The 12434-nt window shown below is 74.5% G+C and carries 8 protein-coding genes; all 8 read left to right on the plus strand.

Annotated features, from left to right (window positions below; genetic code table 11):
* Positions 1–436 precede the first annotated feature (436 nt).
* The 8 genes from pdhA (at position 437) to OG823_RS08145 (ending at position 12071) form a co-directional block, all read left to right on the plus strand.
* Positions 437–1546, plus strand: a complete 1110-nt coding sequence (gene pdhA / locus OG823_RS08110; protein ID WP_371478732.1) for a pyruvate dehydrogenase (acetyl-transferring) E1 component subunit alpha — start codon at positions 437–439, stop codon at positions 1544–1546.
* The gene (locus OG823_RS08115) at positions 1546–2532 is read left to right on the plus strand and encodes an alpha-ketoacid dehydrogenase subunit beta (RefSeq protein ID WP_371478734.1); all 987 of its coding nucleotides are present in this window, start codon (positions 1546–1548) and stop codon (positions 2530–2532) included. The genes pdhA and OG823_RS08115 overlap by 1 nt, the downstream gene beginning before the upstream one ends.
* Positions 2533–2820: 288 nt before the next feature.
* Positions 2821–3897: a histidinol-phosphate transaminase gene (gene hisC, locus OG823_RS08120; protein WP_371484354.1), complete on the plus strand. Its 1077-nt coding sequence runs from the start codon at positions 2821–2823 to the stop codon at positions 3895–3897.
* 147 nt (positions 3898–4044) lie between these two features.
* Positions 4045–4779 (plus strand): ABC transporter ATP-binding protein, encoded by a 735-nt coding sequence (locus tag OG823_RS08125; RefSeq protein WP_371478736.1) that lies wholly within the window; start codon positions 4045–4047, stop codon positions 4777–4779.
* Positions 4776–6617, plus strand: coding sequence for a hypothetical protein (locus OG823_RS08130; RefSeq protein ID WP_371478737.1), 1842 nt, complete (start codon positions 4776–4778; stop codon positions 6615–6617). Before OG823_RS08125 ends, OG823_RS08130 begins: the two co-directional genes overlap by 4 nt.
* 364 nt (positions 6618–6981) lie before the next feature.
* Entirely contained in the window at positions 6982–10101 is a 3120-nt protein-coding gene (locus OG823_RS08135) for a phosphocholine-specific phospholipase C (protein ID WP_371478739.1), read from the plus strand.
* Between the two features lie 246 nt (positions 10102–10347).
* Positions 10348–11139: a ParA family protein gene (locus OG823_RS08140; RefSeq protein ID WP_371478741.1), complete on the plus strand. Its 792-nt coding sequence runs from the start codon at positions 10348–10350 to the stop codon at positions 11137–11139.
* Positions 11136–12071, plus strand: coding sequence for a hypothetical protein (locus tag OG823_RS08145; RefSeq protein WP_371478742.1), 936 nt, complete (start codon positions 11136–11138; stop codon positions 12069–12071). The genes OG823_RS08140 and OG823_RS08145 overlap by 4 nt, the downstream gene beginning before the upstream one ends.
* Positions 12072–12434: the final 363 nt, after the last annotated feature.

Genomic DNA, 12434 nt, shown 5'->3' on the forward strand with positions numbered 1-12434 from the left:
AAGCAGTGCCCTCGGGAGCACTTGCGGTCACTGCTGGCAGGGAGTAAACGCTTCGTCACTATAACCCACAGCTCCGCCCGGCAACCCTCGCGACCGGCTGGTCCTCGACCCGCCGTTCAGTGGCATGCGCGCTTTCGGTCCGACCGGTACCACAATCCGGTACAGGTCGGTCGAGTCCTCGCATAAGCGACAGAACACCGAATCGCGAGGACGTCATAGTAAATATTCCGGCGAATTCACCTCCGCTTCCGGGCGGCGGGGCCCGGAAAACTCACGAACTGTCACCGTTTGCCCCCGCCGCACCTCGGCCGCAGCGGCTCCGCCCGTCCCGACGGAGCCCGCCGGGAGAGCGCAGGCCACCGGCGTACGTTCGTGATCCGATTCCCTCGGGCTCCGAGGGCAAAGCCTCGTCAAAACGTAGGACTGGGGAAAGAATATGGGTGCAGAGGGAACTGGCATGAATGCTCGGATCGGCGATTCCGATCCCGCTCCGGTGCAATTGCTGACACCCGAGGGGGAGCGTGTGACGCACCCTGAGTACTCCCTCTCCGTCACGCCGGACGAGCTGCGCGGGCTGTACCGCGACATGCAGCTGACCCGGCGCTTCGACGCCGAGGCGGTCGCGCTCCAGCGACAGGGCGAACTCGGCCTCTGGGCGCCGCTGCTCGGCCAGGAGGCGGCGCAGATCGGATCGGCCTGGGCGACCCGGGACGACGACTACATCTTCCCCACCTACCGCGAGCACGGCGTGGCCTGGTGCCGCGGGGTGGACCCGCTCGCGCTGATGAGCCTCTACCGCGGGGTCGACCAGGGCGGCTGGGACCCGAACGAGCACAACTTCCACCTCTACACGCTGGTGATCGGCGCACCGACGCTGCACGCGACCGGCTACGCGATGGGCGTGGCACTGGACCAGGCCGAGAGCGCGGTCATCTCCTACTTCGGGGACGGCGCCTCCAGCCAGGGCGACGTGGCCGAGGCCTTCACCTTCGCCGCCGTCAACCAGGCGCCGGTGGTCTTCTTCTGCCAGAACAACCAGTGGGCCATCTCCACCCCGGTCGAGAAGCAGAGCAAGGTGCCGCTGTACCGGCGCGCGGCCGGCTACGGCTTCCCGGGGGTGCGGGTGGACGGCAACGACGTGCTGGCCGTGCTGGCCGTCACCCGGGCCGCGCTGGAGCACGCCCGCAGCGGCGCCGGCCCCACGCTGATCGAGGCGCTGACGTACCGGATGGGCGCCCACGCGACCTCCGACGACCCGAGCCGCTACCGGCCGGCGCGGGAGGAGGCGGAGTGGGCCGGGCGCGACCCGATCGCCCGGCTGCGGGCCCTGCTGGTGCGCGAGGAGCTGGCGGACGAGACGTTCTTCGCCGAGGTCGAGGCCGAGGCGGCCGCGCTGGCCACCCGGGTCCGCGAGGGCGTCCGCGGCATGCCGGACCCGGACCCGCTGTCGATCCTCGCGCACGTCTACAGCGAGCCGCACACCCTGGTCGAGGAGGAGCGCGCCGAGCTGTCGGCGTATCTCGCGGGCTTCACGGCCGAGCGCTGATGAGAGCCGTCCCCGGCACCACCACCATGGCCCGAGCCCTGAACGCCGCCCTTCGCGCGGCCCTGGCGGGCGACCCCCGGGTGCTGGTGGCGGGCCGGCACCCGGGGCGGTCCGGCAGTGCCTGCCAGGTCACCGACGGCCTGCGCGAGGAGTTCGGACCGCGCCGGATCGTCGAGGGGCCGCTCGCCGAGTCCGCGGTCGTCGGCACGGCCGTCGGGCTGGCCCTGCGGGGGTACCGGCCGGTGGTGGAGATCCGGTTCGACGGGTTCGTCCACCCCGCCTTCGACCAGATGGTGGGTCAGCTGGCCCGGCTGCACGCCCGCTCGGCGGGGCGGCTCACCGTCCCGCTGGTGATCCGGGTCCCGTACGCGGGTGGCACCGGCGCGAGCGAACACCACAGCGAGTCACCGGAGGCGTACTTCGCCCACACCCCCGGGCTTCGGGTGGTCACCCCCTCGACCCCGCACGACGCCTACTGGATGCTGCGCAAGGCGATCGCCTGCGACGACCCGGTGGTGCTGCTGGAGCCCCGGCGCCGCTACTGGGACAACGGCCCGATAGACCCCGACACCGAGCCGCTCCCGCTGCACGGCGCCCGGGTGGTGCGCACCGGGCGGGACGCCACCCTGGCCGCGTACGGACCGGCGGTGCGGGTCTGCCTGGAGGCCGCCGCCGTGGCGGCCAGCGAGGGCCACGAGCTGGAGGTGGTGGACCTTCGCTCGCTCTCCCCGCTGGACTTCACGGCGCTGCGCACCTCCGTCCGCAAGACCGGCCGGCTGGTCCTGGTCCACGAGGCACCGGTCTTCATGGGCCTCGGCGCGGAGATCGCGGCGCGGCTCACCGAGGACTGCTTCCCCTACCTGGAGGCCCCCGTCCTGCGGGTCGGCGGCCGGACCTCCTCGCACCCGTCGGCCCGGGCCGAGGAGGACTGCCTGCCCAGCCCGGACCGGGTGCTGGAGGCGCTGGACCGCGCGCTGGCCTACTGAGCGCCGGCCTACCGAGCGGGCCCTTCGGCGCCTTCGCCCCCCATCCCTTCGACGCCGATCCCTTCGCCCGCGATCCCCTCGCCCGCGACCCCTTCGACGCCGGGGCCTCCGACGCCGGGGCCTCCGACGCCGAGCCTTCGACGCCGGGGCCCGGGACCGGCGCCTCCGGCGAACGGGGGTGCCAGCACGACCCGTCGCGGGACCGGCCTCGGCAGGACGGCCGCCCGCGGGATCCACACCGGCAGTACCGACACCAGCGAGAGGAACACGACCGTGAGCGACACCGCAGTGCCCGGCCCCCGGCTCCGCCCCGCCCTGGACGGCATACCGACCTACAAGCCGGGGCGCGCGCCGACCGCCCCGGACGGCGCGAGCGCCTACAAGCTGTCCTCGAACGAGAACCCCTACCCGCCGCTCCCCGGCGTCCTGGACGCCACCCTGGCGGCCGCCGCCGACCTCAACCGCTACCCGGACCTGGCCTGCTCCGAGCTGACCGAGGAGCTGGCCCGGCGCTTCGAGGTGCCGCCCGGGCACATCGCCACCGGCACCGGCTCGGTGGGCGTCGCCCAGTCGCTGCTGCAGGCCACCGCCGGTCCCGGCGACGAGGTGGTGTACGCCTGGCGCTCCTTCGAGGCGTACCCGATCATCACCCGGATCAGCGGCGCCACCGCCGTCCAGGTCCCGCTGACCGCCGGGGAGGAGCACGACCTGGACGCCATGGCGGAGGCGATCACCGGGCGGACCCGGCTGGTCTTCGTCTGCAACCCCAACAACCCGACCGGCACGGCCGTCCGGCGGGCCGAGCTGGAGCGCTTCCTGGACGCGGTGCCCTCCGACGTCCTGGTCGTGCTGGACGAGGCCTACCGCGAGTTCGTCCGGGACGAGGACGTCCCGGACGGCGTCGAGCTCTACCGGGACCGGCCGAACGTGGCCGTGCTGCGCACCTTCTCCAAGGCGTACGGCCTGGCCGGGCTGCGGGTCGGCTTCGCGATCGCGCACGAGCCGGTCGCGGCCGCGCTGCGCAAGACCGCCGTGCCGTTCGGCGTCAGCCGGCTCGCCCAGGACGCGGCGGTCGCCTCGCTACGCGCAGAGGACGCCCTGATGACCAGGGTGCACGCCCTGGTGGCGGAGCGCGGGCGGGTCGCCGGCGCCCTCGCGGAGCAGGGCTGGACGGTCCCGGACTCGCAGGCCAACTTCGTCTGGCTGCGGCTCGGCGACCGGACCTCCGAGTTCGCCGAGGTCTGCGAACGGGCGGGTGTCGTGGTCCGTCCGTTCCCCGGCGAAGGGGTCCGGGTGAGCATCGGCGAGAGTGCGGGCAACGACCTCTTCCTGCAGACCGCCGAGGTGTTCCGCAAGGGACTCTGAGCCGGGGCGCCGAGGCCGGACGCGGGCCGGGCCCGCGTCCGGCCCTCGTCCGACCGCCGGTGGGGAGCGGCGGGGAGCGGCCCCGTCCCGGTGGAGCGCGGCGGGTCGCTACTGTGAACGGACGACACATCGAGAGGCACCGTCCAGATGGCCAAGATCTCCGCCGAACCGCGCGCCGGCACGCGAAAGGCCCTGTTGCAGTTGACCGGGGTGAGCCGCTCCTACGGCGAGCGGGAGGTGCTGCACCCCGTGAACCTGAACCTGGCGCCGGGCGAGTGCGTCGCGCTGCTCGGCCACAACGGCTCCGGGAAGTCGACCCTGCTCAGGGTCGCCGCCGGGCGTGATCTGCCGACCAAGGGCACGGTCCGCTTCGACGGGATCCCGATGGACGAGAACGATCCCCGGATCCGCGCCCGGGTGGCGGTGGTCGGTGACACCGTCGCCTGCTACCCCGACCTCACGGTGCGCGAGCACCTGCTGCTGGTCGCCGTCGCCCACGGCGTCGCGGACGCCAGGGAGTGGGTCGAGCAGGTGCTGACCGACCGGCTGCTCGCCGAGCGGGCCGACGCGCTGCCGTCGGCTCTCTCCTCCGGCCAGTTGCAGGCCCTGCTGCTGGCCTGCGCGCTGGTCCGGCCGCGTGACCTCCTGCTGCTGGACGAACCCGAGCAGCGGCTCGACCCGGACGCCCGCCGCCACCTCGCCGATCTGCTGCGGGCCGAGCTCGCCGACGGCGTGGCGGTCCTGCTCGTCACCCACCACACCGACCTGGCGCTGGAGGTGGCCGACCGGGTGGTGGTGCTGGAGGACGGCGCGATCCTGCGCCAGGGCGCCACCCGGAAGGTGCTGGCTGCCGCCTCCGCGGGCGTGGCGGGCAACCGATGACCGCCGCGGAGCTGCGGACCGGCCCCGGCTCGGAGGAGGAGGCGACCACCGCTCGGCGGGCGGCGGACGCGACGGGGGCCGAGGACGCGACGGACGACACGGACGGACACGCGTCGGACGACCGGACCGACGACGACCGGAGCGCGGACGACGACCTGAGCGACGACGGTCGGAGCGCGGACGACTGGAGCGCGGACGACGACTGGACCGACGAGACGCTGGCCCTGCTGCGCACCATGCGCGCCCCGCACCGGCGCAACCGGGCCAAGCAGGTCGGCTTCGCGGTCTACTGCACCCTGCTGATCCTGGTCATCTGGGGCGGCGTACCGAGCCTCGGGCTCTTCCTGCAGGCCTCGATGGGCGCCGACTACACGGGCCACGGCGGCGATCTGCTCGCCGCGATGCCCAGCGGGATCGCCGCCCTCGGTCTCGCCACCACGCTGCTCGTGGTCCGCGACGGCCTCTGGCGCGGACCGGTGGTCCCGCCGCGCGCCGCGACCGACTGGCTGCTCGCCCACCCGGTCCGGGCCCGGCCGGTGCTCCGGCCCTGGTTCTGGCTGTCCTGCGCGCTGGGCGTCTTCCCCGGCGTGGTGACGGCCGTCGGCGCCATGGTCGCGATGGGGCTGACCCTGCGGGTCGGCCTCCCGGCCGCGCTCGGCTGGTGCCTGGCCGGCGGTGTCTGCCTGCCGCTGCTGGCCACCTGCGCCGCACTGGTGGTGGAGCGCAGCGACCGTGCCGCCCGGTGGGTGCGGCGTTTCACCCCGTACACCACGGTGCTGATCCTGCTGCTCGCGGCGCAGAGCGCGCTGGCCGTGGCCGGCCACCGGGTGGGGTTGCTGGAGCGGGTCGAACTGTGGTCGGGCCCGTGGGGCTGGGCCGGCATCGCCGCGCTGTCTCCGACCCGGGCGGCCGTACCCGGCGGCTGGGTGGCGGCCGCCCTGTTGATCCTGCCGACCGCCGCCGCCCTGGTGCTCGCCGACCGGGCCTCCGCCACCGTGCCGCTGGCCCGGCTGCGGGAGCGGGCCCGGACCGCGGCCGGCGTGATGGCCGCGCTGAAGACGGTCGAACTACGCAGCGCGCGCCTCGCGGTGAACAACGCCTCGGGCAGCACCCGGCAGCGTCGGCTGCGGCTCCCGGCGCCCCGCCGGTCCTGGCTGGTCGTGCCCTGGCGGGACACGCTGTCGCTGCTCCGCTCCCCCGCCCGGCTGGGCCGCGCGGTGGTCCTCATGGTGCCGGCGCTGCTCTGCGCCGCGCTGGCGCACGGGGCCCGGGGCGGACCGTCCTGGCTGGCCACGGCCGTGGCCCTGGTCTTCGGCTATCTCGCCGTCGCCCAACTGCTGGAGCCCGCCCGGATCGAGACCGACGACGTCCGCCGGGCCTCCTGGTCGCCCTACCCGTTCGCCGCTCTGATGCTGCGCCACGCGATCGTGCCGGCCCTGGCCGGCGTCCTGCTGGCGCTGGCCGGAGCGGCGGCGGTGGCGGCGGCCGGTGGCGGCGCGGCGATCTGGCTCGCACCCGCCACGGTGCCGGCGCTGGTCGGCGCCGGGCTGGTGAACGCCTGCCGGGGGGTGATCCGCCAGGATCTGATGATCTCCCCGTCGCAGGGCACCGGGGGCGGGGCCGGGCCGCTGCTGTTCGCCGCCTGGTACGCGGCCGGCCCGGCCGTGGCCGTGGTGGTCCTGACCCCGATGTTCTCCTCGGCGCTGCGCGCCGACGACGCGACGGCCACCGCCAAGGCGGCCGCGATGGCCGTGGTGGTGGCGATCGTGCTGATGCAGTGGACGGCGGCCCGGGCGGGCAAACTCACCGGGCGCGCCCGGCCCGGCGCGAACGCCTGACGCGCGGGGGCGCCGGACCGGACCGTGTCCGGACCGGCGCCCCGCCCGAACCGTCCGTCCGGTCCGGCGGCCCCGGGAGCCGGTGGCGGCGGGGACGCCGCCCGTTGGCCCGCCCGTTGGCCCGCCCGTAGGTCCGGCCGTCGAGGTCGCCGCTCGTACCTCCAGCCGCCGGTCAGCGCCCTGCCGGTCGCTGCGGCCGTGCCCCGCGGCCGCCGAAGGCTCCCCGAGATGTACAGACAGGTTGACGACCGACGCCCGTCATCGCCCGGTCATCCAACGCCCCGCGTCCGGCCATCTCGGCCCCTTAGACATAACGGGTCTGGACCCGGAAGAGGGTCTGCACCGTGATCGAGGAGCCTCCCCCATGAGTCCGATCCCCGAAGTCTCGCGCCGCACCCTGCTCGGCGGCGTGGCCGCCGCAGCCGTGCTGTCCGCTCTGCCGTTCAGCGTTCGCGAGGCACTCGCGGCCCCCGCGAAGCCCGGAAAGCTCGCGGACATCGAGCACGTCGTGGTGTTCATGCAGGAGAACCGCGCGTTCGACCACTACTTCGGCACCCTCCCCGGGGTGCGCGGGTTCGGCGACCGGGCCGCCGTACGAGGCGTCAACGGGCGCTCGCTGTTCCACCAGCCCGATCCCTCCCGCCCGGAGGGCCACCTGCTGCCGTTCGCGATGAACGCGGCGCACACCAACGCGTACCAGCAGGGCGCGCCCGCCTTCGGCTTCGTCGACTCGATGAACGCCTGGAACGACGGCCTCGCCGACGGCTCGGTGACCCGCCGCTCCTCCGGCTGGCTCGGCCAGGGCTACTACGAGCCGGCCGACATGCCCTTCTACAACGCGCTGGCCTCGGTGTTCACCACCTGTGACGCCTACCACGCCTCGGTGCAGTGCAACACCAACACCAACCGCGAGCACCTGATGACGGGCACCAGCGGGGGAACCGTCCGCGACCGGCCGGTCACCGACAACACCGAGATCCCCGGCGGCTACGAGTGGACCACCTACGCCGAGCGGCTGGAGAAGGCCGGGGTCAGCTGGCGGACCTACCAGGCCCTGGACAACTTCGACGACAACGCACTGGCCTGGTTCGCCGCCTTCCAGCAGGCCCGGCCGGGTGAGGCGCTGTACGAGCGCGGCATGAGCGCGGTCGGCGACCCGGCGAGGAAGGGCGACCCGTTCGCGATGGGCGACGCGCTGGTCGAGGCGTTCACCGCCGACGTCCAGGCCGACACCCTGCCGCAGGTCTCCTTCCTGGTCGCCCCCGCCGCACTCTCCGAGCACGCCGACTACGCGCCGCCGAACGGCGAGCACCTGACGGCCCGGCTGCTCTCCGCGCTCGCCGCCAGGCCCGAGGTGTGGGCGAAGACCGTCTTCATCCTCAACTACGACGAGCACGGCGGGTTCACGGACCACCTGCTGCCGCCGGTGCCGCCGCTCGCCGCCGGGCGCGGCGGCTCGACCGTACCGGTGGACGGCGAGGTCGTCGTCCGGGTGAGCAGGGCGGGCAGCACCTACCACCGGGTGGTCGGCCAGGACGGCCGGTACCGGGTGACGGCGGCCGACGGTTCGCTGTCCTGGTCGGACACCCTGCCGACCGGCGAGACGCTGGTCTCCGGCCCCTACCCGATGGGCCTGGGGGTGCGCGTCCCGATGGTGGTCGTCTCGCCGTGGACCCGCGGCGGCGTGGTGGACTCCACCGTCTACGACCACACCTCGGTGATCCGCTTCCTGGAGAAGCGCTTCGGCGTCGAGGAGCCCAACATCAGCCCCTGGCGGCGCGCGGTCACCGGCGATCTCACGGCCGTGTTCGACTTCTCCGGCCAGGACCCGCAGTGGCCCCGGCTGCCGGACACCAGCGGCAACCGCCAGAAGGTGACCGACACCGGCAAGCTGCCCGCCCCCACCGTGCCCAGCCCGCAGGTCCTCCCGCAGCAGCAGCGCGGCACCCGCATCGCCCGGCCCACTCCGTACGACCTCAGCGTCAGGCCGCGGCTGAAGGACGGCCTGCTGACGATCGACTTCGTCAACCGGGGCCGCCAGGGGGCCGTCTTCGCCGTCTACCCCGCGCCGGGCATCGCCCCCCGGCACTACACCGTGGGCGCCAAGGACCGCCTCTCCGACACCTGGACCGTCGGCGCCGAGGGCTACGACCTGCGGGTGCACGGCCCCAACGGCGCGCTCTGGCACCTGCGCGGCGACTCCGCCGGGCAGTACGAGGCATCGATCTCCGAGGAGCAGAACGGGCGGGTGCTGGAGGTCGACGTGATCAACCGGACCCGCACCGCGCAGACCTTCCTGGTCGGCGACCTCGCCTACGGCGACGGACTGCGCGAGATCCGGGTGGGCGCCGGCGACGACCGGACGGTCAACGTCAAGGTCGGCCGTGAGGGCTGGTACGACGTCACGGTGGCGCTCCGCGGGGACCTCCTCTTCCGGCGACGGCTGGCCGGACGGTTCCCCGGCGACGAGCAGGGGGTCACCGACCCGGCGATGGGCCTGGCGGATCCGCTGACCGTGGACGTCTCGCTGCAGGCGGCCTCCAGCACCATCGACGAGGCGGTCCTGCTGCCGGGCCGCGCGGCCAGGGTCAGCGCCCGGTTCGGCGCCACCGCCGCCGTCGCTGCGATCGAGGCCCGGCCGGTGGTCCCGGCCGGCTGGACGGCCCGGGTCGTCACCGCTCCACCCGCCGCCCTCGCGGCCGGCGCGAGCGCGACCGCCGAGTGGGAGGTGACACCGCCGGCCACGCTGCCCGACGGCGCCACCCACCGGATCCTGGTGACCGCCCGCGGCCTGGCCGGCGACCGGTTCGCCCTGGCCGACGGCGAGCTGAACGCGCGGACCGCCCCGGTGATGACCGGCCACCTGCTCGACGAGGACTTCGAGTCGCTCGCGGGCGCCCTGCAGCCGGTCGGCTCGGTGTCGGGCTGGACCGCGCAGGCCCCCCGGGGCTGGTCGGTCGTCAACGCGCCGGGCATGCCGCAGGGCACCGCCCGCCTCCAGGGCTGGACCTTCCACACCAAGCGGGCGTGGTCCACCCCGGCCGGGCAGGACCGCGGGAACTTCACCCGGGGCCTCGGCGTCCTCGCCGTCGCCGACCCGGACGACTGGGACGACACCGGCTCGCCCTCCGCGAAGGGGAAGTTCGACTCCACCCTGGTCTCGCCCGCCGTGGCGATCCCGGCCGGCACCACCACCCTGTACCTGGCGTTCGACTCGCACTACCGGCAGGAGGCCCCGCAGAAGGCCGCCGTCACCGCGGTGTTCGACGACGGGACGCAGACCCGCCTGGTGTACTACAGCTCCGACGCCACGGGCAACGACAACGCCGGCAAGGACGTCCAGAACAGCTTCGTCACCCGCCCGCTGGCCGTCCCGGCGGGCGCGAGGTCGGTGACGCTGAACTTCCGGATGTACGACGCCGGGAACAACTGGTTCTGGGCGGTGGACCACATCCGTCTGGACGGGCGGCCCGTCACCGGCTGACCGCCCCGCCCGGCCCGGCCAGGCCCGGCCGGGCCCGCGTACCCGTCCGGGGCGCGGGCCCGGCCGCGTCCCGGTGCCCGCGGCGGCGGCGCGGGGCCGGGAGTGCGCCCGGGAGCGGGGCCGGGCGAAAGGGTCCGTCCGGGTGTACCTCGGCCGGAACCGGCAGCACGCGACGGCATAGGGTGATCGGATAGTTACTCTGCGAGCACGTCCGACAGGGGACGGCGCGTCTCAGAGGAGCCACGAATGCGGATCGCGGTATGTCAGAACAAGGGCGGCTCCGGGAAATCGGCCATGGTGGTCAACCTCGCCGCCGCCCTGGCCGAGGCGGGCGAGGAGGTCGACGTCGCGGACGTGGACCCGCAGGGGAACTCCTCCCGGCGGCTCGCCGCCAGGCCGGGACCGGACCAGATGACCATCAGCGAGGCGATCAAGTGCGACGCCCTGGGCGCCGCCAGGGACGCCTATGTGCCGTGCGGCTGGGGCGGGCTCTACAGTGCGCGCATCCGCGTCCTGCCCGCCAGGTTCGAGCTGGAGAACCGGATCTCCGAGGCCGGCACCGTCGGGGCCGTGAAGCGGCTCAAGCGGGCCCTCGCGGGGTGCGACGACCGGCGGACCACCCTCCTCGACTGTCCGCCCTCGCTCGGCCACCTCACCCAGCTCGCCCTGGTCGCGGCCGATGTGGTGCTGATCGTGGCCGAGCCCGAGTTCGACGGCATCGAGGGTGCCGTCCGGGTGCTGAACTTCGTCCGGGACCACGCCGAGGATCTCAACAACCCGCGCCTGCGGGTGGCCGGCGTCGTCCCGTCCCGGGTGCGGGCCGGTCTCGGCGTGCACGACTTCCAGGTCGCGGGCCTGGACGACTGCTTCCCCGGCCTGGTGTGGGCGCCGCACATCCGCGAGCGCGCCGTGGTCAAGGCCGCCGCCGACTCCGTGGCGCCGTTGCGCTCGCTGCGCACCGCACCCGCCCGCGAGGTGGCCGACGACTTCGCCAAGCTGGCCGCGAAGGTCACCCACCTCAAGGAGGCCGCCGCATGACCGAGCACCCGACCGAGCGTCCGACCGCCCGACTGACCGACCAGCCGGCCGACCGGCTTACCGAGCGCCCGACCGAGCGCCCCCGGCTCCAGCGCCCCGACAGCGCCGCCAAGCTGGCCGGTCCCGAGACCCTGCTGATCGGCAACCGCCCGGGCAGCCGACGTGCCGGTACGGGCATCGGCGCCCCGGCCGCCCCCGCCGCCCTCACGCAGTGCACGCTGGCCGAGCTGGAGGCCCGGGTCGCCGCCGCGCAGAGTCAGGGTGCCGAGGCCATCCGGCAGGCCGAGGCGCAGTTCGAGGCGGACAAGCGCAGCGCGCACCAGCGGTTCGCGGCCGACGCCGGGCCCGCCCTGTGGGAGATCCACGACCGCAGGCTCTACCGGGCGAGCCATGCCACCTGGGAGGAGTACCTCGCTGAGCGGTGGAGCCTCTCGCGCTCCTACGCCCACCGCCTGCTGGAGATGATCCCCGTCCAGGCCGCCCTGTTGCCAAATCCGGTTTTTGGCAACCTGGTGCTCCGCGAGTCGCAGGCCCGGGTCCTGGTGCCCGTCCTGCGCGAGCGGGGTCCCGAGCAGATGCGGGAGGTGGTCGAGAAGGCGCTCGCCGCCGGCGAGAGGCCGACCGCCAAGGCGCTGACCGCGGCCCGCGCCGCACTCGGCTACGCACCGGCGGCCGTCTCCCAGTGGTCCGAGGAGGAGCCCTCACCGATCGGCGGGGAGCCCTCCGTCGACCAGGAGGACAGCCGACTGGCCCTCGGTGATCTCGAACGGCTGGCCGGGGTGCTCCGGGCCGCCCTGCGGGAACTCCCCGACAGCCTGCCGGCCACCGCCGCACGCGCCTTCCCCGAGGAGACCCGGGCCGCGCTGGCGGACCTGCGCCGGCAGGTGCGCCGAGCGGCCCGGATCATCGGATCGGATCTGACACCACCCTGACGTCCGCCGTCGCGAGCGCCGGGTGAGCGCCGGGTGGGGGCCGGGGCGAGTGCCCAGCATTCGTCACGGTGCTCACCGGGCGAGCCGGGCCGCACCCAGGCCCGCTGGACAGGGCGGTAGTCGATCACCTGGACGCCCTCCCGCCGGACGACTCCAGGAGTTCGCTCGACCGCACCGGCGGCCCCCGGCCACCCGAGCGGGGTGTCTTCGTCCATGGCCGCAGTGTGACCCCCGACCGGGGTCCCGCGCACCGTATTTTCCCGCCGGTGCGACCTCGCCCCCGGACGCACCGCGCACTCACCGCGGCCGCACCGCACCCGTCGCGCGGAGCGCTGCCGGACGACGCCGCCGGGCGGCCGGACC

Source organism: Kitasatospora sp. NBC_00315 (assembly GCF_041435095.1).
Lineage (GTDB): Bacteria > Actinomycetota > Actinomycetes > Streptomycetales > Streptomycetaceae > Kitasatospora.

Bases quoted from the DNA above. Each gene is read 5' to 3' on its own strand.
- pdhA (WP_371478732.1), top strand. From the start codon at position 437: ATGGGTGCAGAGGGAACTGGCATGAATGCTCGGATCGGCGATTCCGAT.
- OG823_RS08115 (WP_371478734.1), top strand. From the start codon at position 1,546: ATGAGAGCCGTCCCCGGCACCACCACCATGGCCCGAGCCCTGAACGCC.
- OG823_RS08125 (WP_371478736.1), top strand. From the start codon at position 4,045: ATGGCCAAGATCTCCGCCGAACCGCGCGCCGGCACGCGAAAGGCCCTG.
- OG823_RS08130 (WP_371478737.1), top strand. From the start codon at position 4,776: ATGACCGCCGCGGAGCTGCGGACCGGCCCCGGCTCGGAGGAGGAGGCG.
- OG823_RS08135 (WP_371478739.1), top strand. From the start codon at position 6,982: ATGAGTCCGATCCCCGAAGTCTCGCGCCGCACCCTGCTCGGCGGCGTG.
- OG823_RS08140 (WP_371478741.1), top strand. From the start codon at position 10,348: ATGCGGATCGCGGTATGTCAGAACAAGGGCGGCTCCGGGAAATCGGCC.
- OG823_RS08145 (WP_371478742.1), top strand. From the start codon at position 11,136: ATGACCGAGCACCCGACCGAGCGTCCGACCGCCCGACTGACCGACCAG.